The organism is Microcoleus sp. FACHB-672, assembly GCF_014695725.1.
In the GTDB taxonomy this organism is placed as follows: domain Bacteria; phylum Cyanobacteriota; class Cyanobacteriia; order Cyanobacteriales; family Oscillatoriaceae; genus FACHB-68.
In genome coordinates, this window is record NZ_JACJOU010000022.1 from 197,563 (window position 1) to 218,842 (window position 21,280).

General features: G+C 45.7%; 20 protein-coding genes. 8 read left to right on the plus strand and 12 right to left on the minus strand.

Annotated features, from left to right (window positions below; all coding sequences use genetic code 11):
* The first annotated feature begins 10 nt into the window (after positions 1-10).
* Both H6F56_RS18515 and H6F56_RS18520 read left to right on the plus strand, forming a co-directional pair.
* Positions 11-376, plus strand: a complete 366-nt coding sequence (locus H6F56_RS18515; protein WP_190671065.1) for a hypothetical protein — start codon at positions 11-13, stop codon at positions 374-376.
* A complete protein-coding gene (locus H6F56_RS18520) occupies positions 376-1,878 on the plus strand; it encodes a hypothetical protein (protein ID WP_190671067.1) in 1,503 nt (500 codons plus the stop codon). The genes H6F56_RS18515 and H6F56_RS18520 overlap by 1 nt, the downstream gene beginning before the upstream one ends.
* 36 nt (positions 1,879-1,914) lie before the next feature.
* On the opposite strand, the gene ruvC is transcribed toward H6F56_RS18520, so the two are convergent.
* Both ruvC and bchI read right to left on the minus strand, forming a co-directional pair.
* Positions 1,915-2,406, minus strand: coding sequence for a crossover junction endodeoxyribonuclease RuvC (gene ruvC / locus H6F56_RS18525; RefSeq protein ID WP_190671069.1), 492 nt, complete (start codon positions 2,404-2,406; stop codon positions 1,915-1,917).
* Between the two features lie 79 nt (positions 2,407-2,485).
* On the minus strand, positions 2,486-3,610 hold the full coding sequence (gene bchI, locus H6F56_RS18530; RefSeq protein ID WP_190671071.1) for a magnesium chelatase ATPase subunit I: 1,125 nt from the start codon (positions 3,608-3,610) through the stop codon (positions 2,486-2,488).
* Between the two features lie 391 nt (positions 3,611-4,001).
* Here bchI and dapB point away from each other — a divergent pair, with 391 nt between their 5' ends.
* Both dapB and H6F56_RS18540 read left to right on the plus strand, forming a co-directional pair.
* Positions 4,002-4,829 (plus strand): 4-hydroxy-tetrahydrodipicolinate reductase, encoded by an 828-nt coding sequence (dapB, locus tag H6F56_RS18535; RefSeq protein WP_190671073.1) that lies wholly within the window; start codon positions 4,002-4,004, stop codon positions 4,827-4,829.
* Positions 4,830-4,964: 135 nt separating this feature from the next.
* On the plus strand, positions 4,965-5,648 hold the full coding sequence (locus H6F56_RS18540) for a phosphate ABC transporter permease (protein ID WP_190671076.1): 684 nt from the start codon (positions 4,965-4,967) through the stop codon (positions 5,646-5,648).
* 69 nt (positions 5,649-5,717) lie between these two features.
* On the opposite strand, the gene H6F56_RS18545 is transcribed toward H6F56_RS18540, so the two are convergent.
* Together H6F56_RS18545 and H6F56_RS18550 are read right to left on the minus strand one after the other, a co-directional pair.
* A complete protein-coding gene (locus H6F56_RS18545) occupies positions 5,718-6,350 on the minus strand; it encodes a precorrin-8X methylmutase (RefSeq protein WP_190671224.1) in 633 nt (210 codons plus the stop codon).
* A gap of 310 nt (positions 6,351-6,660) precedes the next feature.
* Positions 6,661-7,464, minus strand: a complete 804-nt coding sequence (locus H6F56_RS18550) for a TPM domain-containing protein (RefSeq protein ID WP_190671078.1) — start codon at positions 7,462-7,464, stop codon at positions 6,661-6,663.
* Positions 7,465-7,637: 173 nt separating this feature from the next.
* Between H6F56_RS18550 and H6F56_RS18555 the strand changes: the two genes are divergently transcribed.
* A complete protein-coding gene (locus H6F56_RS18555) occupies positions 7,638-8,075 on the plus strand; it encodes a DUF2809 domain-containing protein (RefSeq protein ID WP_190671080.1) in 438 nt (145 codons plus the stop codon).
* A 128-nt stretch (positions 8,076-8,203) separates the two neighbouring features.
* Positions 8,204-8,932, plus strand: coding sequence for a 2-phosphosulfolactate phosphatase (locus tag H6F56_RS18560; protein ID WP_199313034.1), 729 nt, complete (start codon positions 8,204-8,206; stop codon positions 8,930-8,932).
* A gap of 314 nt (positions 8,933-9,246) precedes the next feature.
* On the opposite strand, the gene H6F56_RS18565 is transcribed toward H6F56_RS18560, so the two are convergent.
* From H6F56_RS18565 to H6F56_RS18590, 6 genes are all read right to left on the minus strand, one after another.
* Positions 9,247-10,545, minus strand: coding sequence for a CO2 hydration protein (locus tag H6F56_RS18565; RefSeq protein ID WP_190671083.1), 1,299 nt, complete (start codon positions 10,543-10,545; stop codon positions 9,247-9,249).
* 125 nt (positions 10,546-10,670) lie between these two features.
* Positions 10,671-11,264, minus strand: a complete 594-nt coding sequence (locus H6F56_RS18570) for a CDP-alcohol phosphatidyltransferase family protein (RefSeq protein WP_190671086.1) — start codon at positions 11,262-11,264, stop codon at positions 10,671-10,673.
* Between the two features lie 157 nt (positions 11,265-11,421).
* Positions 11,422-12,927: an NADH-quinone oxidoreductase subunit M gene (locus tag H6F56_RS18575; protein WP_190671087.1), complete on the minus strand. Its 1,506-nt coding sequence runs from the start codon at positions 12,925-12,927 to the stop codon at positions 11,422-11,424.
* Between the two features lie 102 nt (positions 12,928-13,029).
* Positions 13,030-13,746 (minus strand): carbonic anhydrase, encoded by a 717-nt coding sequence (locus H6F56_RS18580; protein WP_190671089.1) that lies wholly within the window; start codon positions 13,744-13,746, stop codon positions 13,030-13,032.
* Between the two features lie 147 nt (positions 13,747-13,893).
* On the minus strand, positions 13,894-15,759 hold the full coding sequence (locus H6F56_RS18585; RefSeq protein ID WP_190671091.1) for an NAD(P)H-quinone oxidoreductase subunit F: 1,866 nt from the start codon (positions 15,757-15,759) through the stop codon (positions 13,894-13,896).
* Positions 15,760-16,412: 653 nt separating this feature from the next.
* Complete coding sequence (locus tag H6F56_RS18590) at positions 16,413-16,679, minus strand: hypothetical protein (RefSeq protein ID WP_190671092.1); 267 nt, start codon at positions 16,677-16,679, stop codon at positions 16,413-16,415.
* 27 nt (positions 16,680-16,706) lie between these two features.
* On the opposite strand from H6F56_RS18590, the gene H6F56_RS18595 reads away from it, so the two are divergent.
* Positions 16,707-16,982: a hypothetical protein gene (locus H6F56_RS18595; protein ID WP_190671094.1), complete on the plus strand. Its 276-nt coding sequence runs from the start codon at positions 16,707-16,709 to the stop codon at positions 16,980-16,982.
* A 23-nt stretch (positions 16,983-17,005) separates the two neighbouring features.
* Here H6F56_RS18595 and H6F56_RS18600 read toward each other — a convergent pair whose 3' ends face one another.
* On the minus strand, positions 17,006-17,422 hold the full coding sequence (locus H6F56_RS18600) for a CHAT domain-containing protein (RefSeq protein ID WP_190671228.1): 417 nt from the start codon (positions 17,420-17,422) through the stop codon (positions 17,006-17,008).
* A gap of 292 nt (positions 17,423-17,714) precedes the next feature.
* Between H6F56_RS18600 and H6F56_RS18605 the strand changes: the two genes are divergently transcribed.
* The gene (locus H6F56_RS18605; protein ID WP_190671095.1) at positions 17,715-19,298 is read left to right on the plus strand and encodes an FAD-dependent oxidoreductase; all 1,584 of its coding nucleotides are present in this window, start codon (positions 17,715-17,717) and stop codon (positions 19,296-19,298) included.
* Positions 19,299-19,375: 77 nt separating this feature from the next.
* On the opposite strand, the gene H6F56_RS18610 is transcribed toward H6F56_RS18605, so the two are convergent.
* Positions 19,376-21,220 (minus strand): glycoside hydrolase family 10 protein, encoded by a 1,845-nt coding sequence (locus H6F56_RS18610; RefSeq protein WP_190671096.1) that lies wholly within the window; start codon positions 21,218-21,220, stop codon positions 19,376-19,378.
* Positions 21,221-21,280 lie beyond the last annotated feature (60 nt).

The window sequence follows — 21,280 nt, forward strand, 5'->3', positions numbered from 1 at the left end:
GAGTTTAGCTATGTCATTCCACGAACAAAATCTCGCAGCATTCATTGAGTTATTAATCGACAAGCGCTCGTCGAGGCTATTTTCTCCGCAAGATCGGGCGGAACTCATGCAGTTAATAGATCCGTTACCGGACGATATTGAACAACTCTCAATCGCAATCGCCGATTGGTATGAAAATCGAGCGAGCATCCTTGACGCGCAACTAGAACTGCTCAACGATCTATCACGTGGGGCGATAAGGATAAACGGTGATAAAGCCCCAGGCAGCATTCAAGGCAATGTTCCCGAACCCAACCCTAAACTCAACAAACAAATGCTGGGAAATAGCATTCAAAACAGTTATGGTAAACAATCCCCGCCTGACAAAAATCGCTGATGAAAAATCCTCAATCGACTGAAAAAGTCAACAATCCTAAACTCACGCTATACGCTTTTCATTTGCGGAATAATTTGGCATTGGGTTTCGAGGAGCCGGTTGAAACGGCAAATCTTTTGTGGACAAAGTGTGAGGAGTTAGGAGAAAAATTACAAGTTCCTCGCCTCCAATTTCTGAGAGAACGCCTCACAAAAGAATGGGGAAGTTCTATTGGTGTTTCTCCCCATAACGAAAAACAGCCCAGTGACTATTTAGAACTTTTACCTATCAATGAATATGGAAAAAGATTACTTCATTTTTCCCCAATTACAGAATCAACTGATTTGAAAATGAGGGGAGAAATTTATGCGCTACAAATTCATGATACCTATGCAATTGATCTAACTCTACGTTATCCTTATCAAAATATAGACCTTGCGAAAATCCACAATCTAAATTACAAGGATTGCTTACTTTCCAATCAAATTCAAGCCTCTCTCGGACAAACTTTAGTTTTATTTACTCAACCTGCTAGTTCCATACAAAATTCCGAAACCTTGGCTAAAAACTGTGTAGAATTTCTGCTATCACCCTTTGAGGCAAACAAGCTTTTAAAGACTGCTCCTTATGCAGGTAAATTTTTAGGCAGCCCCATCTTTGAATATGAGAGTGGCGACGATAACCCAAGCCAAAATTTACACTTACTCATTTGGTTAAACTCTGACCCTGAAACTGAATCACTAGAAGCACAAGGTGATTACTGCCAACGGCTGATCAATCTCTTATATTGCCGCAGCAGAATCCTTTATACCTATTTTCAATCTCGTCAGTGCAATCAAAAAGCTCGCAGCATCTACAAAATTATAGAAACGAAATTTCAAGACTTTAAGAACCCACCTTCAACCTCAAATGAAAGATTAAAACAGTTTAAACAGTTATTAACAGAAATGCCTCAGCAAGCTTTTGATTATGCTAATCATTTACGAGATTTTGAAATTTATATTAACACCCTAGAAACAAACGCAAAAAACTACCGAGCCTGCCTTGAGAGATTGCAAGAAATTAGCTTAAAAGATAAAGATAACTTGGACTTCTTACAAAAGTTTTTAACTCGGACTGAAACGATGCTAATAGAACAAATCCGAGTAGACTTAGGTTATTTGATGCCAGCTCAAAAACTTTTCGATCAAATGATTTCTACGGTTCGAGGTATTGTTGAAATTGAACAAGCAGAAAGGGAAAAATCACTAGAAAGAACGATTCAAATTTTAGGAACAGGACTCGGTGCCGGCGGGATTATCGCTTCTGCAATTTCCGGTCATATTACCGTGCCGATGGTCTGGCCAAATCACCCAAAAGCTGATGAAATTCACCCAGCAATTCATACGACTGTGTGGAGTTTAGTTGCGTTTTTAGCCTTTGCAGGATTCACTGCTGCGATTAACGGTTGGTTTGCTGATAGGTTAGCTAAAAGAAAGCGGCAACAGCAAGAAAAATCTGCAAAGAAGCCGACAGGCATATGACGAATTAATCACAATTTTTCTAACTTAATTCTATTGTTACCGCTGAAACCATGCCGTTAAAGCCAAAGCTAACCCGTCAGCAGCATCATCAGGTTTCGGTAAAGTTTCTAAATTTAATTCCCTGGCAACGGCTTCTTGCACTTCCAATTTATCCGCATTGCCATAGCCGGTGAGTGCTTGCTTAACCTGTGCCGGCGTATATTCAACTAAAGGCACTTCACACTGCGCGATCACTAACATCACCACACCCCGCGCCTGTGCAACCAAAATTGTATTTGCCATGCGATAAAAAAAGAACTTTTCAATCGCAATTAAATCGGGTTGCAATTGTTTGATGACGGTGTGCAAGTCTTCATAAATGGTACAGAGTCGCCGCCCAATTTCCTCACCGGCAGGCGTCTGAATGACTCCAAAATCTAATGCAGAAACCGTGCCGGCAATGTTTCCGCCGGCAGCCGGTTCACAGCAAATTGCCCCAAATCCTAATTTGGCTAACCCTGGATCTATGCCGAGGATTCGCTTTTGCATGGGTTGTTATGGTTGAGTTTTTTAACCGCAGATAAACACAGATAAAAGCGTGATATTTGTGTGATCTGCGGTTGTTTTCTTAGCGTTTGCCGGCACCGTTTGCTTGTGCAACTTTTTCGTCTGCCGGTTCTGCTAATCCAAATACGCGGCAGAAAACTTTTTGCACTTTGTAGCCTGAATCAATCGATTCTAAAGGATCTTTCCGCAGCCGGTGACGCAGGCAAAGTGTAACCACTTGGCGGATATCATCAACCGTGACTTCTGTGCGTCCTTCAAAGGCAGCTAATGCTTTGGCAGCGCGATTTGTGACTAAATCTCCGCGCAATCCGTCCACATCTAATTCTGAGCAAACTTGCGAAATTTGCACCCGAAAGTCATAGTCAATTTGCACCGATTTAAGCAACTCTTGGGCATCTGCAAGCCGTTGTTGCAGGGCTTCTTGTTCATGCCGGTGCTTTTCTAAAAACTCTTGAGGATTTTGGTCAAAACCTGAGCGTTCCTCGACAATTTGCACGCGCAAGGTGGGATCTTTTACGGTGCGAATTTCTGCGTGCATCCCAAAGCGATCCAGCAATTGCGGACGCAATTCCCCTTCTTCTGGGTTGCCAGAACCCACAAGCACAAAACGGGCAGGGTGACGAATCGAAATGCCTTCCCGTTCTACGGTATTCCAACCTGAAGCGGCTGAATCTAAGAGCACATCGACTAAGTGATCGTCCAGCAAGTTGACTTCATCGACATAGAGGATGCCGCGATTGGCTTTTGCCAGTAACCCCGGTTCAAAAGCTTTCACGCCTTCAGACAGGGCTTTTTCAATATCAATGGTGCCGCAAACCCGGTCTTCTGTTGCGCCCAATGGTAAATCCACCATTTGCACTTTGCGATTTGCCACCGGCACGTTTTCTTCACGCCCCAGCCGTTCTCGCACGGCATCGCTCATCAAATCTGGATCGCTGGGATGGCTGTTGAACGGATCGTCTGCCACAACTTCAATTTCTGGCAGCAAGTCAGCGAGCGCCCGGATGGTGGTCGATTTGCCGGTGCCGCGATCTCCCATAATCATCACCCCACCGATTTTGGGGTCAATTACATTCAACAACAGTGCAAGCTTCATCTCTTCTTGGCCAACGATGGCGGTGAAGGGAAAAACGGCACGACGAGCAGTTAAGTTCGAGACAGGGCTGGCTTGTGCGGTCAGAGTCATAACGATTTTAGATTTTGAATGCGCGAATTTTTGATCTTATCTAAATTTGGCAGAACCTATAATAGGAAATAGTTTCAGCCGGCAGCAACGAGCCTCAAAAATAATAGTTATTAACCAAATTTGAGATCACGAGATTTCCGAGACGTTCAGCACTTTCAGATTGCCGTCTCTCATTTTACAGCCCAGCGTCAGGCCATTATCATGTACCCGCAAGATTAACCAACTTTCTCTAAAGCCGGCACGCCCAAAAGCCGGTTAATGCCGGTAATCCTTTTGCTGCCATACCCAACTGCCCTAAAATTCGCTAGGTGGCAACCGCGATATCTTTAGATGAAGACCCTGATCATCGGCTGCCGCCCCCTAACCCACAACCGCATTTCCAGATAAATTTATGAGCAGTAATTCCCCCATCCCTGTTGTTGTCAATGGTGCCGCCGGCAAAATGGGCCGCGAAGTGATCAAGGCAGTTGCTGAAGCGCCGGATATGACGTTGCTGGGCGCAATTGACCGAAATCCAGAATACTTCGGTCAAGATGCCGGTGAATTGGCCGGTATTGAACCCTTAGAAGTTCCCATCACCAACGATCTCGAATCGATGCTAGCTTTTGCCGCCCAGCAAAAAGAGATTGGCGTCATGGTAGATTTTACCCACCCGAAAACGGTGTATGATAACGTCCGCTCTGCGATCGCTTATGGCGTCAAGCCCGTGGTTGGCACCACCGGCTTAAGTCCAGAAAAACTGCAAGACCTCACTGAATTTGCCGATAAAGCCAGCACCGGCTGCCTGATTATCCCGAATTTCTCCATCGGCATGGTTTTGCTGCAACAAGCTGCCGTTCAGGCATCCCAGTATTTTGACCATGTAGAAATTATCGAACTACACCACAACCAAAAAGCCGACGCCCCCAGTGGCACAGCGATTCAAACCGCCCAATTACTCGCAGAATTAGGTAAAACGTTCAACCCGCCCCAAGTAGAGGAAAGCGAAAAACTTGCCGGTGCCAGAGGCAGTACCGCAGACGAAGGCATCCGCATCCACAGCATCCGCCTCCCTGGTTTAATTGCTCACCAAGAGGTGATTTTCGGGGCTGCCGGTCAAGTTTACACCCTGCGTCACGACACCAGCGATCGCGCTTGCTATATGCCCGGTGTCTTACTCGCCATTCGCAAAGTCCTCCAGCTCAAATCCCTCGTTTATGGTTTAGAAAAGATCCTTTAAGAGGATGTTTGAAACGTGATCATTGCAACCCGAACCGCCCCCTAAATCCCCCAATTCTGGGGGACTTTGAAGCGTAAGTCCTTAATCACCGACACAGGACACAGAACCAGGGACACCGGACAGAAGACACAACCCATGCTCATCCCAATAACTCGCAAAACCTTTGAACAGCTCATCCCCGCCGTTGCCACCGGCGCTCAATATGCTTACTATTCCGGCAAGTTTCCAGATTTCTTAAAGCGGCTGTTAATTTCTGTGGTTGCCGTCGTGGTGATTTCGCTGCTGGGACTTGCACTCGGCAACGGCGGTGGCGGCGGCCTGGTATTTTTATTAGGGATCACCGCAAGCCTTTACTGGCTGTGGGGTCCCGTTGCTGTGGCTAGTTTCCGCAATGTTGAATGCCGGCGTTATCAGTATGCTGGATTTTGGCAAGGACGAGTTCTGGATGTTTATTTCACAGATGATTTAATCGGTCAAGAGGAAACCGTCAATACAAGAGGAGACCTCGTGATCGTGGAAAATCGAGAGCGCCGGCTGAATTTAGAAGTCGGAGATAAAACGGGGTTTTCCACCCAAATGCAAGTGCCCCTGCGTAAAGAACACGAAAAGATCGTTAAAGGTCAAGTGGCGCTGATGTTGGTAATGTCCAATCAACCGGATTTAAGCCGAATTTCCAAATACTCAGACATTTACATTCCCAATAAGAATATTTGGGTGAGTGACTATCCTTACCTGCGGCGGGATGAGTTTATCGATATCAGCCGGCAGTTACGCGAAGCCAAGCGCAAGCGGCAATCAGGGACTAGGGATAGGGACTAGGGATGAGGGATGAATTGCACTCAATGCCCAATCCCCCATGCCCCATGCTCCATGCCCATTCCCTATATCTCATGACATTGCTGTATTCGTCTCTTGACCGTATGCCTGCCATGCCAGATCTACCAGTCCGTTAACAATGGCAACTGCAACCACCGCACTGCCTTTACGTCCCTCAATGCGAATGTGAGGAACTAGGGAGTCATTGAGACGCCCTTTTGCAACATCCACATCCACAAATCCAGAGGGCGTGCCAATAACTAGAGCCGGCCTGATTTCCTCGGCTTCAATTAATTCAACGAGTGTCGTCAAAGCCGTTTGCGCCTGTCCCACCACAAAAATTCCCTCTGGATAGCGTCTGGCTAGGGTTTCAATGCCCCAAGCCGCACGCGTTCTTTCTTTTTGAGGCCGCGTAATGGCTTCCATGCTGCAATACACGGGATTGGCAAAGGTCGTCTGAATCAGGGGTGCAATGCCAACCTGCACCATTGGCACATCCACCACAATAGTCGTGCGGGCCGCTAATGCTGCGGCACCGGCTTGCAGGGCTTGCTCAGAAAAGCCGATCAAAGACTTGTATTCAAAATCGGCGGTTGCGTAAATCACCCGACGCACAATTTCGTACTCTGCCGGTGAAAAAACGTGATCGCCTATTTCTCGATCAATAATTCCCAGACTTTGGGCGTCGCTTATATGCCATTCCATCTTGAATCGCGGCATGAAACTCGCGTTAAACCCTGCCGGGTTATAACGGCAGAGGGATGCCGTACCTCCAAACTAAAGTTTACGCGATTCCTTCGCAAAAGCTACACACTAACCCTACAGGATATACTTTTTGCTTAAATACGGTAGGTTATGGCTGTGGCTAAGACAATGTAGCGCCGGCGTCCCTGCCTGCCTTTTAAAGCCGGTGAAAGACTGATTAACTGATCAGTTTTCAGCAGCTCAAGTCATTCGGGACGCTCGGATCTACAGAGAGAGAAATCCTTTGCCGGTCTTGTGCGCCACACTGCCTCTAGGTTTCAGAATTTGCAGAAGACTGTCTTAGCATCGGCGTTAGGTAAGCCACCAAGGCACCCAGAACAAACCCAATAATATTGCGGAATAAAGGCAGCCACTCCGAGGTACGGGTGATCACCGGCCCGATCCCAAAAGCGATGAACAAGATGCCCCACAGCGGCGAGAAAATTAACGCCCACTGCCATGCAAATACTTTTCCATCACGGGGTTGAGCGGCAAATCCGCAGATAATCCCACCCAGTACGGAAGTAATCAGGGTGAGAATCCATTGCTCTCTAGGCAATCCCGGCACAACCCGACAGCCACCCTGACGCAAACAAGTTTCTATCGACGCTAAAGATTGAAGGATCGCTTGATCTTCGCCCTCCTCCCTGACAAAGAACTGATTGCCGAAGCGCGTTTGCAACTCGATCCAGAAAGTGCGCGGCAGCAGGGGGTAAAGTTCATCACCAACGTTAAAATTCAGCAAATTGCCGCCACGCGGATCGGCAACGAGCAGAACGCTTTTATTATCTAGATTCCAAAACTTTTTCACCGCACGACCCGGTGTCCGGTCATATTGAGTTAAAACTCTCAGTTTCCAGCCGGTTTCGGCTTCAAATTGCTCTAAGTCTTTGTCTAGTGTTGCTTCCTGATTGTCGGTGAGAGATTTGGCCAAATCAATCACGGCTGTCTGAGTGTCGGGCAGCAAGTCGGGATTTTCGTAAGCATAAGCAGCCGGTGCAAATGCCCAAACCGATAGAGCCAGGATGAATGCAGTGACAGATATTAAAAGTCTTTGAGGAAAACGTATTTGCATGGGAAGTTCTAAAGGAATCTCTAAGGTGGACGCTAATGCTTTGTTTTAAAGGTTAATAGAAAGATAACATTTCTTTACACTATTTTAATTTAGTCTCAAACACAGAACCCCGGCAAAATGCCGAAGCGCCCTAGATGCGGCAGAATTAAGAGCATTCCCATGCCCCACACCCTATGTCCGACGCCCAAAGATTTCGCACTTATCGCACCGTGATCCTTATCCTCTCGCTCCTGATGGTTCCTTTGGGATTGGCGACGAAGGTGTATCAAGGGCCATTCAGCGGATGGGTCTATGATTATGCCGGCGATGTTGTTTACGAAGCCTTCTGGATCTTGGTGGGAGTTTTCATTTGGCCCAAAGTGCTGCCGATGAAGGTCGCATCCGCAGTCTTTATCATCACCTCAGGGATCGAGTTCCTCCAGTTGTGGCAGCCGGCCTTTTTGCAAGCCTTTCGCGCAACAACTCTGGGCAAACTTCTGCTAGGTACAACCTTTGTTTGGTGGGATTTCCCGCACTACTTTATCGGATGTCTTCTCACCTGGTTGGCCGTGCGATATCTCAAATCGAAGCTTGTGCCGGTACGGGAAGAAACAACACCCACAAGCCGGTAGAGAAGCTCACTTTTCACAGCATTATTCAGATTGCTGTGGGAAAATGGCAGTTGTCCAGAACCTTCATGTTATTACTCGAATGTTGGAGCCAATTGTAGAAAATGTATAGGAAACAGGGGACATTGTACATGGACATAAATTTTGACCAATCAGAGTATGAGCTTCGTTGCGAGTGGGGTGAGCAAGGCGTTGTTAAGTTAGCTCCAGTTAGTGATGTAGTGGTCATTGTCGATATTTTGTCTTTTTCAACCTGCGTTGACATCGCAACTAATAATGGAGCCATAATCTTTCCCTACCGATGGAAGGATAAATCAGCCGTCGATTATGCTTTGTCTGTAAATGCAGAACTGGCAAGTTTTAACCGCAAATTAAAAGAAAGCTACTCGCTTTCACCTGTCTCCCTGATTGATATTCCGGCTGGAACTAAGCTTGTCTTGCCTTCACCCAATGGTGCCACTCTTACTTTGAACACAGGATCTACGACGACACTAGCCGGGTGCTTGCGAAACAGCAAAGCGATCGCACAGTTTGCGATGGCTCATGGAACTAGGATTGCTATTGTCCCAGCTGGTGAGCGGTGGCCTGATGGGAGTTTACGACCTGCTTTGGAAGACCTAATTGGAGCAGGTGCAATTCTCAACTTCTTGGATGGACAATTATCACCGGAGGCAGAAGCCGCTGTGGCAGTATTTCGCCGCTGGGAAGATGATCTTCTTACAGCTCTGAGAAGATGTAGTTCGGGTAAAGAGTTAACAGTGCGAGGATTTCCACAGGACATCGAGCTTGCTGCTGCGTTTAATGTCAGTAACTCTGTTCCCTTATTCACTCATAACGCTTATGTTAAAAGATTGGCCTAAAGAGTCTCAATCAAGAAGGATTCGAGAGAAGTAGTATTATAATTTTGCGCTTTTTGTAAAGTAATTTTACTGAATTGGCGTTCTAGCTGCCGGAGATTTTAACAAAAAATCTTTAGTTGTTAAGTGTAAAATCAATTAAAAATGTCATTAATATATTATTTTAAATTAAACTAAAATATCCTATCATTTGTCGAGTAAATAACATTAAAAATTTCTATTTTATTCTATCACCGCAAACGCCCCTTCAAAAAATCAAGCCCCCCTTTTTAAGGGGGGCTGAGGGGATCTTGAAAGGAAGGTTTCGAGAAAACTTCCTATCGGTAATCTTGCCTTTGAATATCTCGTAAACGAGCTTCAGGACGCTTAAACCGATCCATTTGCGCTTCAAAAAACGCCCGATTTGCCAGTAGGTGTTCTGGATCTGGATCGTCTAAAGGATGAAGCGTTGCAGTGCGTAATGCTTGAATCACCGCAGAGGTGACGCAATACATGGAACGCTGAAAAGTGATACCTAATTGGATTAACATATCTTCTTCACCTCGACAGTGCTGGCGATAGTAATCCACAAGGTAAGGGGGGAGGAAATGCAGCATATCCTGCATTAAAAGTGTGGGTGGGATGCCGGCAGTCCCCACGGGAAACACATCAGCATAAAGAATCCCATAATGGAAATCTTTCTGATCTTCTGGGACTTGGTTAGCTTGAGCATTGTAAGACTTTGTACCCCGGAAAGGGGCAGTCCGGTAAAACACCGCTTCTACATAAGGTAATGCAGCTTCGTACAGCCAGATAAACCCTTTAGATTTGGGGATAATTTCGTACATTTCACCGCGAATATAAACGTGGTGATAAATCGGACGACCGGCAACGGCAAAAATTCCATTAACCAGAAAATTCATCGCTTCTGGAACGCTGGTAATCTTTCCTTCATCATAAAGGTCAGACATTTCAAAAAAAACCGGAGCCATCACTTCCCAGAACAAGCCTAAATTGCTGTAATAAGACAGTTGCCGCACTTGTTCAATAAACATTTCTGGGAACAGTTTATACAGCCCCAGCATCACCGGATTGCCTTTGAAATAAGCTTTAATTGCCCGATCTGCATTAGCTTTATATTCATCGGTATCGAGATAAGGATCGAATTTACCGCCCATATCTCTGTGCCAAAACATGGCTCGCATACAAGCTTCGGCAAATTCCATATTCACCCGATCATGTAACAGGTGGCGAAATAACCGAGGCATTTTTGTCTTTATTTCCCCTTTTTCCATGAACTCTAAAAGTTCAGGATGAGCGGTGGCTTCTCCGCGCCAAACTCGCAAATCTGCATCGTCACCGGCATAGTGGTTATGCAGTTCTAAATACTCTTTTGGTAGGAAGTATTTAAAGAAGGGAAATGGGTCTAAAAATACGCGTTCTGCAATATAAAGTAAGTCGCGCCAGTAGAAATCCATCGGCACTGCATAAGCTTTATAAATGCCGATGATTTGCATGAGGTTTTCTGGGGTATCTGGTAGCATTGCCCCACCGGCTTCTAGGCGGTGGATGATGTTGGCAAATTCATGCTGGGAGGGCGGCAGTTTGGTAGCTTGTTGGGGAGGAGTTTGTACCATTGTTCTTTTCTCTTAAGTATAAGTTTCGATTTTTTAACCGCAGATGGACGCAGATTAACGCAGATGAAGATAACGTTTGTGGGTTGAGAGACAAATTTGATGGTTTTTGGATGGTTGTGAGAGGATTAGCTTTCTGTTGTTGGGGATGGAGAGTTTAGTTCATGGCGTAAGTTAATGGCGTGGTGGATACTTAGAACGTCATGTTTCCAGATGGGTAAAATTAGGGTCATGGCTATTTCTTCTAAGCTATGGATAATGCCAACAATGATGGCAAGCCAAAGGGTAATTCCTGCGTAATCAAAGCCGAACCAAGCAATTGTTGCAATGAAAAGAGTGATGCCCCAAATTTTGGCTGAGTAGGTGTGGTAGCTAGCAGGTTTGCCGTATTTGAGAAAGTTAACGATCCACCACATTAACTGTGCAAAAACTACGCTTAGCAATGGAATGCGGAAGGCTATGACTAAATCTTTGTGTACTAACCATGCGCTACTAAATACGCAGGCATAAAGGCAAAGATCGGCCCAACTATCCGCCTGACGTAAGCCGGCTGTGCTGATTTTGAGGCGTCTGGCAATGATGCCATCAAAGATATCTGATAGAAAGGCTGCCACGAAGCCGGCAATAAACCAAATGCTTGTTTGACCATCAAGTGCATCCCAAAGCAGAAATGGGCCAATTAGAAAGCGGAAAACAACCAGTGCGGCAGGAATGGAATTCATCACAGAGGTCGGTTTAGTAATGGGTAATAATAATTCTGACTATTACCGATTACTGGGAGGTTTTCCGAGACTGTAACATTGCTAAAAGTCGGGGGTGCCGGCAGATAGCTTTGTCCGTTGAAAACCCTGTTTTGTGATGACTCTGTTTCTGCAAAAATTACTTTTCTGGGTGAGCGTTTATGGCGATTTCTTGATGGCTATTATTTGAAATCGCTGCAACCATTGCTGTGGTTGTGGGTTCACTCCAGCGTACTAACCAATTCGGTTGAATTCCTAGTAAGATAATGGTAACAGCTAACACTAAAGCTGGAATGCGTTCTGGCCATTTAATTTTGGGATAGTAAGCCAAGTTGTTATCCAGTTTCCCAAAGCAAGTACGGTTCAGCAAAATGACAAAGTAGACGGCGGTTAAACCGGAGGCAATAACGCACAAAAGTGTGGGTACGGGAAAGACGGGGAAACTGCCTTGAAAGACGAGAAATTCTGCGATAAACCCGACGAGTCCAGGGATGCCGGCACTCGCCATTCCTCCTAAAATTAACAATCCACTCACTAGCGGTAAACCGCGAATGGGATTCATTAAGCCGTTGAGCAAATCTAATTCGCGGGTGCCGACTTTGTCCTCAATAACGCCAACCAAGTAAAAGAGAATTGCCAGAATTAAACCGTGGGCAACCATTTGGGAAACACATCCGAGAAGGCTAAGGGGAGTGCCGGCAGCCGCAGCGACTAAAATATAGCCCATGTGGCCGATGGAACTGTAAGCCACCATGCGTTTGATGTCTTTTTGAGCAATCGCGCTGAGTGCGCCATAAAGAACACTAACGACTCCAATAATTGATAGCCCTGGTGCTACAATTGTCCAAGTTTCAGGAAACAGTTGCAATCCAAACCGAACTAATCCATAAGCGCCTAACTTGGCGAGAATTCCACCGAGAAGAATTGCTATTGGCGGCGAAGCTTCAACATAAGCATCAGGCAACCAGGTATGCAGGGGAACCAGTGGAATTTTGATGCCAAAACCGATTAGCAGAAGGGTCAGCAGGATCAGTTGTGTCCTTAAAGGTAATCCTTGGGTGAGGATTGCCTCAAAATCAAAACTGGTAGAGTCACTCAGCCAAGTCATCCCCAAAAATGCTGCGAGAATTAAAATTCCCGATACGGCTGTGTAGATGAGAAATTTCATGCCGGCATAGCCGCGTTTGGAACCGCCCCAAATCGCAATCAAAAGATATAGGGGAATTAATTCCAACTCGTAAAATAAAACAAACAACAACAAATTTTGAGCGGCAAAAGCCCCAGCAATGCTGGCATTGACAAGAAAAATCAAAGAATAGTAAAGCCGGGGACGTTCTATGCCTTCGCCATTACCGTAAATAGCAACCCAGGTCAGCAGTCCGCTTAAAGCCAGCAACGGAAAAGATAAGCCATCAACCCCTAAGTTGTAGCTCAAACCTAATTGAGGAATCCAGGGTAAATACTCCTGAAATTGCAGCCCGGAAACGGTTAAACTAAACTGACTTCCCAACCAGAAAGTCCACAATAGGATAGCAGAAGCGATTGCTACTGCGATAAAACGCACCCGATTTGCATTGAGGTTTCCCGGTAACAATCCGACAATAGCAGCACCCACTACGGGCAGCCAGATCAGCGTGCTAAGCATAAAGTATCCTTTGTTCTTTGTCTGCTTGTCTTTTGTTAATCGTTAATGGCTAATTGTTTATTGAAAATTAATAATTAGCCATTAATTAATGAATCTATGTTTCTAACTAACTAGACTTACAACCCCCGTATCTAAATCATAATAAGCGCCCACAACTTTCAGTTTGTTTTCTTGAATTAACTGAGAAATAACAGGAGATGATTTCAGTCGCTCAGCTTGAAGCATCACATTTGCCTTACTGGCATTTTCTAGCCGATCACCAGATTTTCCTTCAGTCTCTTCTACTGCTGGTTTAATTGCATCAAGCAAGCTAGCTATTTGACCGGGAACTTGAGCGCCTTTGATCGTTGCTTCTACGGCTCCACATCTTTTATGGCCGACTACTACAATCACTTTTGTTCCTAAGACTAAGCTGCCAAATTCTAGACTGCCAATTTCCTCTGGTGTGGCAACATTACCTGCCACGCGGCAGACAAATAAATCGCCTAATCCTTGGTCAAAAATAATTTCTGAAGGGAACCGGGAATCCGCACAGCCAAGAATTGCGGCAAACGGCTTTTGACCTTTTGCAACTTCTGCAAGGCGTTCAAAGTCTTGGTTGGGGCTTTGGCGTTTTTTGTTAACAAAACGTTGGTTTCCTTCCATTAACTTTTCCAGAGACTGATCGGGAGTTAAGTCAGTTTTTTGTGCGACTGCCGGCTCTGGAAAGGTCAATTTGGAACCCAGTTGAGCAGCTAAGACCCCGGTGCCGACGGCCCCGGCACCTAACTTAATTAAATTTCTTCTTGACAAATTGTTCGTCTTAGCCTTTCTAGTCATTGTCCTTCTCTTCCTTCGAAATGTTTAAGATTTACCGAGCAAATTTGGGAAAGGTGTTAATAAAAGCATTCCGGTTGGGTGCCGATTGATGACTTTTTATAAACACCTTCAAAGACTCACAATTCTCATCCGATGGGCGATTGTTGATCAATCGGCCATCATGAATGAAAAATGAGACAGTAAGAATGGCCAGCCCATGAGAAGTCCTAAAACAGCGACTCCCACAAGAATTGTTAGGGCGTAAAACTGAGTCTGCCCGGAAACATTGTACTTTAAACCTTGACCGCTGAAAACTGTAGCTAAGCCCACCAAATTCACAAAACCATCAACGATATAGCGGTCAATCCAGGAAATAGTCTTGGAGACTAAATCAACCGCAAATACAATAGTCAGACGATACAGTTTTGCAGTGTAAAGGTCGTAAGCAAAAAAGTCTTGCAGTGCTTTTGAAGGCAATTGTACCGGCTTTTGCCAACTGTTATTCAGATAAATGAGTGACCCTGCACCGCAACCGAGTACGGTAGATAAAATTAGCAAACCGGCAGCTAATTGATTGACAATTGCCCAATCTGGTAACAGTGACCAATTCAGTAGCAACAAGGGAACGTGTAAGGTGAAGCCCGTCAAAATCAGCATCGGCAACATCATTGGCCAGTGAACTTCAGGCGATCGCACCGTCATTTGCTTGGGTTTGCCGGCAAAAATTAAACCAAACTCGCGGGTGACACTGAAGGCAGTTAAAGCATTAACTGTAAGCAAAACCCCAACTAACCACGGTTCCCTCTCCCACAAGTGATCAACCATTTGCAGCAGCGACCAGAAACCTCCTAAAGGCGGCATTGCAACCAAACCGGCAGCGCCAACTATATAGCACAATGCAGTAATAGGCCGGCGCGACCAAAGGCCCCCATATTGTGTGAGATCCTGAGTGATACTGTTCCAAACTATGGTGCCGGTGCTCATCACCAACAAAGCCATCGCTACCGCATAGGTGAACAGCAATCCCAGCGCGGTTTCGTCTTGCTGAGTTCCCACGGCGATAAACACCAAACCCATGTAGGCGCTAACCGAATAGGAAAGCGACCGCTTAATATCAATCTGGGCGATCGCAATTAAAGAGGCCCCCACCGCAGTCACCGAACCAATGAAGATGATGGCAATGGATGCCACCGGCGATAGCGCTAAAACCGGCTGCAGTTTAATCAGCACCCAAGCGCCGGTTGATACCACGACAGAATTCCGCAAAATCGTGCTGGGGACTGGCCCTTCCATCGCTTCATCTAGCCACAAATGCAACGGAAATTGAGCGCATTTACCTAGAGGGCCGGCAATTAAAGCCAGACTTAATAAGGTGGCAACCGTGGGGTCTAATGTGGCTGTTTTAGCCCATTCTGCTAATTCGGTATAGTTCCAAGTTCCGGCGATGGGCAACAAAGCCACGACTCCCATCAGCAGAACTAAATCACCCACCCGCTTGGTTAAAAAAGCATCGCGGGCACCTGTCACTACGAGAGACTGGTTAAACCACAACCCAACGAGTAAATAGGTTCCGAGGGTGAGGACTTCCAAAATTACATAGCTAAAGAATAAAGAGTTGCACAGGGCTAAACCGCACATCCCGGCTTCAAACAGTCCTAGCAACGCATAGAACCGTGCCCAGCCCCAGTCCATCTCCATGTAACCGACGGCGTAGATTTGGGCTAATAAATTTAACCCGGTTACCAACGCCATTGCCCCAATACTGACGACTGAGATTTCAAGGTCAATTGAGAGATTTAAACCGGCAGCACTTAGCCAGCTAAAAGATATCTCTTGTGGCCCATAATTCCAGGCTGCCGGTAGTGCAATTACACTGTGAGCGAATGCTGAGAATGTCATTAAAGCATTGAGATAGCCTGCCGGTCGTGGGCCGGTGCGGCGGATAATTCCCGGCGACCAAAGCGCACCGATTACCGCACCTATTAAGGCATAACAAGGGACAAACCAAACGCTCTGGAGGAGGAAATTACTCATCCACATTGCCTCTCAAATTTAAACAACAATTCTGCCCAAAGCACAGCCGGCCTGAAGTTCCACAGTTAACCCAGACATCTTGGCGAGTGCAAATTAATGTTTCTTTAATATTTCTATAATAGATTAACTTCAGATCGCTTCACTTGATCTTTTTGATCTCAAGGAATAAGCGATGGTAACAGTAATTTTTATTTATGATCGGGAATAAATACTTACGCTGGAGAGAGGCTCAAACGCGCCTGCTCAGCAGATCATTTGCTTGAACAATTGCTGGCATCGATTTTTATCTATAGAACCGACACAATTTTATTCAAATCTACTTTACTGCTTAAGCTGGTTGGGAAGTCAATAACTAGATTAAAAAAATTACAATAAATTTACATAAAGTGGCAAATAACTAATCTAAAACTTAATTGAACGGCGCAACTGTCACCGGCAGAGGCACGTCAGAGAATAAAGCAGAGTGCCCTCCCTCCATTCAAGTGCTGAGTGCTGAGTCAATTAGAGAGTGCTTTTAGTAGTGAAGGAGTGATTAACGCCTACTTGTATCTATTCCAATGCTGAGTTCTCAGTCAATTCGGGAGTGTTATTTTCCATCACCGACTACAACCCAAAATCTCCAAATCCCCGCGCTGCCGGCTCAAACCCAGTGATCAATAGACAAAGCAGACAAACACGCCGGCATCGGCAGTCTCAATCTCTGGGTAACCAATGGCACAACCAAAACCCGGACAGTGCCTATATATATAGAAAGACTGAATAGCGCCTATATATAGAAAGACTGAATTAAGAAACACGCCACACAACCGCAATTCCCCGCCTCTTGCTGCGGCATAGTAGCCGGGGAAATTGCCCCAACGTCTGATTTTTCTAACGGGTACATCGATCTCAAACCTCAACACGGTTGTGTGTGGGGTCATCCAGTTGTCAACCGCAGGGAGTGATTCATGCCAGACTTAATTCCTGAACAGCAATCTCAGCTTAACGGTCATTACCCGCAAGCCGCATCGCCTGATCTGCAACGAACCCAAGTACAAACCCCTGATGAAAATCTGGTTATTGAAGATGACACAAACTCAGATTATTTAGAACCGCACGGTATGAATTCGCTGGAGAAATTCGTTTTAGTGATTGCGCTCATTTTGCTATTCGTTGCCACAGTCAACGCCGGCATTGCGATTTATCGCATTGAACATCAAAACCAGCAAGAACTCCAGCAATAAAATTCCCCAGATTAAATAACGATTTACCAAGGACTGCCTACGATTGTAAAAGCCGCCCAGTAATAAGGATGAGATAAATTCGCATCACCCACCTTAGACAGTTCAGCCGGCAGAGGCACCCCTGAAGCCAAACCGGGAACGCGTAATTGAGCATTTTCTAAAAGAATCTCACCGTTCAGCATGGCAATTTGTGCCTGTCTCAGCGCCTCAGCTTTCAGCAGGACTTGATCCACTTGCCGGTAAAACTCAAGCATCAACGCCAAGCTGCCAAGATCACTCACGTACCACAGACTCGCCACAGCCGTTTTCACTCCACTTTGCACCGCCAAGTCGGCAAAACCCAACTCTGCCTGCTCATCTCCCAACGCAGTCCGACAAGCTCTCAGCACCAGTAAATCTTCCTGGGAACCATTCAATTTCAACTGTCGCAGCTCAAGCAGAGAATATCCTTAGATAGCCCGCTTTGATCGCCCTCGCCATTTACCGTATACTAAACGTTAAATCGACGAATTTTAAGCGACTAATCCGAAATTGTACTTCTAATCCGTAGCGTTGAAGTTTTGGCTTAGCAAAAAAACATTTCACAAAATTGCCTCTATTAGCACACTAAATCCATGCGTGAACAGGGGGGTATCTCATGCTTGTAAATATATATGGGGATTTAATTAAAAGATCCGGATAGTAATAACTTGTGTTAGAAGGGACTGAGAGTTTTTGAGAGGTTATTAAACAATGGTCAGGGATGTACGGTCTTACGATATTATCGGTTATGGCGATGAAGTTCCAGGCGTTCTAGCTTTGGTAGCGGCTGCTAGGGAATATCGTCGTAGAACGAATCGGTATCCGCGAGTTCTGTTAATGTCAAAAGGCAGCTTACAAGAGGGGATTGGGGGTCATTTAGTTAGAGGGGGGCTTGCTTATTTAGATAGAAGTCAGGTTAGCAGAGAACTGCAAAAATCTTTAGGTCTAGATACCTTTGGTTCACCGCCGACACTCTATAGAGAATTCTTGCAAAGATCCGGTGTAATAGGAATTGGGCTTGACCCCCGTAAAGCGAATGCAGCACTTAAAGAAATGCTGTTACAAGCTGGGGTCGATCTGCTCAGTAAAGTAGAAATTCAGGCAGTCAGTAAAGAAGGTCAAAAGATAGCAAGTATAACGACCTCTAGGGGGACGATCTATTCCGCAAAACAATTCATTGATGCAACAGTTAATGCGGAATTAGCGCAAGTTGCCGGCGTGAAAAAACTGAAAGGATTTCAAACCTTTGGGTTGCCTGAATCTGAACTTCCAGTTAGCCTAGTTTTTGAAACGCAAGGACTCAGTGTCAGACGGCTAAAAGAACTCGATTATACCTATCTCAAACGCTTCACCAATCTTGGCGATACCCAGGCTCAAAAATATCTGCTGCACGCTGCCGGCATGAATGCCAAGCTAGCAGAACAACTAAGGTTGGAAATGATAGAGCCTAGGGGTAATCTTAGAACACTTTGGGGGGGTCATGATTATATCGATGTGCGTTCGCCGGCGCTCTCTATAGCCTATCATTCATTCAGAGGAACGAAGCTGTCTTTTAGTGAGACAGGGATTATTTTAGATGAGGGAAATATAGCTATCCTTCCCGGTGAAAGACTGTCTTGGAATGCGCTTTTATTTGCCGTCACCGGCAGTGAAGCAGAAAGCTTAGCCAGAAGTGGCGGTAAACCTACGCCTAAAATGCTAGAAGAAATGTCTTTTGTCGCAACTTGGCTGAAGAGTTTGGGCGCGACTTCTGTCACTTCTGCCTCAGAACTTTATATCAGACACGCTGGCAATGTCACGGGAGTTGTAGAACCGCTAACCGGCGCAAAAATGCTCATGGGTGGCGTTCCAGAAAGTGAAGCTTTGGCGTCCTTTGCTTATCACTTTGATGTGCGCGGCGGCATTAAAGGAATGGGTGAGAAAGCCAAATCTCAAGGGTGGATGAATAGCCTCAGCTTTAAGCCTCCCGTGTTTAATGTTGGCATCCGGCACGCATTAATTAAAAATGTTCCTAATCTTGCCGTTGTCAGTCCGGGTTCTGGGTTTGAAGGGTTTTCTTCTTCTGCCGGCAGAATTGTTGAATTTAATGCCGCAGTCGGTCAAGGAGTGGGAATTGCGGCGATTAATGCCCTCCTCACGGGTAAAAACATGGCAGATGTGTCTAACCGAGAAGTCAGGCAAGTATTGGCTGAAACAGGCCAACTTCCTCGAATTTATGGCAGAGCACATCCTCAGGATGGATTCCTATTAGCGCAATTTGAATCGCTCGTGACAGGCGGCGCTGTTGTTGCCTAATTTAATGCCGATTTCTCGTATCCTAGGGGCGTTTTTATATCGCCCCTAGGATACGAGAGAAACCAAAAACTCAAAACTTAAGCTGCCGGCTTGCCACTTCCGACCATAGTAGGACGCTGCACCGGCGTTCGGAACAACCGTTTAAAAGCCGCCTCACGTTGAGCCGGTTTTTCTTTTGCCCAACTAGACAAACTTTCGTAGAAAAAGAACGACACCCCAGCTAACCCGCGCTCGCGAACAGCCTTCACTTGAGCTTGAATTTGTTCAAGGGGAATTGCGCGGCCTTTAAGACCTGTTAAAATGCCAATTCCTACAGGTACATGAGTATTGGCAAGCTGAATTTCTTCCCGATCTAACTCAGCAATAAATCGGTCGAGTTCGTTTCGATAGACTTGTACAACAATTTCTTCGACGAATCCCTTTCTTTCCCAAGTAAACCAGTCTTGTAAATGAGCCGGTAAAGCGTAATGCAAAGGATTGGGAGACACAGAAACAATACAATTTGGTTTCCGGGCTTTTACAGCTTGAAAAACTTGCCCCATAAAATCATTGATTTTATCAGCACGCCAGCGTACCCAGAAAGTTTCTTTAGGGTCAGTCGAAGGATCTTGACCAATTTCTTTTTTGTACATCTCAACCGTATAAGCATCGTAGCCAAATTCATTGGGCAACCCAAAATGGTCATCGAGTTGAATTCCGTCTACGTCGTAATTGGTGACAATTTCCGCAACTAAATCGATGATAAATTTCTGAACTTCTGGGTGAAAAGGATTCAACCAAACCCGCTGATGTATGCCTTCTTTCCAAGTCTTGGAACCGTCACGTCGGCTCGTTAACCAATCAGGATGGCGTTTAGCTAATTCAGAATCTGCCGGTGCCATAAACCCAAATTCAAACCAAGGCATAACTGTTAATTTTTTTTGATGCCCTAGTTCGATAACTTCCTTGAGCATATCTCGTTTTTCCACCTCCCAACTTGGGTCAAGAGATGCCTCTAAAGGCGTCACTAACCTCATGGAACTTCCGGTGGCTTTTTCTGCAACCTTGCTAGGATAAAGCGTATAACCCCAATTCCAAACTACTGGATAAATTGTGTTAAAATTCAGCTCAGCAAGACGTTGCACCGCTTTGGAAAGGTTTGCACGAGAAAATAGAACTTCACTGTCAATATTCGTCAGCCAAACCCCTCGAATTTCTCCATTTCTATTACTTGAACTGCCTCCAGCAGGAGTGGCTGGAATTGGCCTACCGGCCTGCGCGATATACTGCGAAGGAACTCCTCCTGAAATTCCCAGCGCTTGACATAAAAAACTTGCCACATCAGCTCGGCTTGCTAGCTGATTAGGGTTAAGTTTTTTAACATCAGGATAGTTGACAACAAGCTGTTTTTCTGTTGCAGAAGCAATGGCGGTTTTGGCATAGTCAGGAATTGCCGCAGCATCAGAAAACGCTGCCTGCAAAGTGTCAGATGCAGACCGAGCCGGCGCATATTTTAAGCCACTTGCTAGAGCGACTAAAGCTTGAACGCGGGGAATATTTTCAGCCGGCTTAAAAATCTGACCCGGATAACCGGAAAGAAAGCCGGTTTTGTAAGCACTGCGAATCGCACTGGCAGCCCAATGATTTGCCGGCACATCCACAAATTCAGAGCCGGTTCTGACAGCCGCTGCATTATGATAAACCGTGTCAACCATTGCTGCAAACTCAGCCCTGTTTACAGGTGCATCTGGCTTAAAACTGCCATCGGGATAACCATTAATCACCCGCTTTTGTGACAATTGTTCAATACACGGTTGTGCCCAATGCCCCTGAACATCTTTTAACCTTGATTGAGCAGATGCAGGAATTTGCGCTCCCGCAACTGTGACAAACAAAGCCAGCAAAAATGCAAATCCAAACCACCCTTTCCGAAAGTTAAACATCGTGTTAATTGCAAACTCCTCTCGTTAATATCCCAAATTTCTGGTTAAGCTCACCACTTT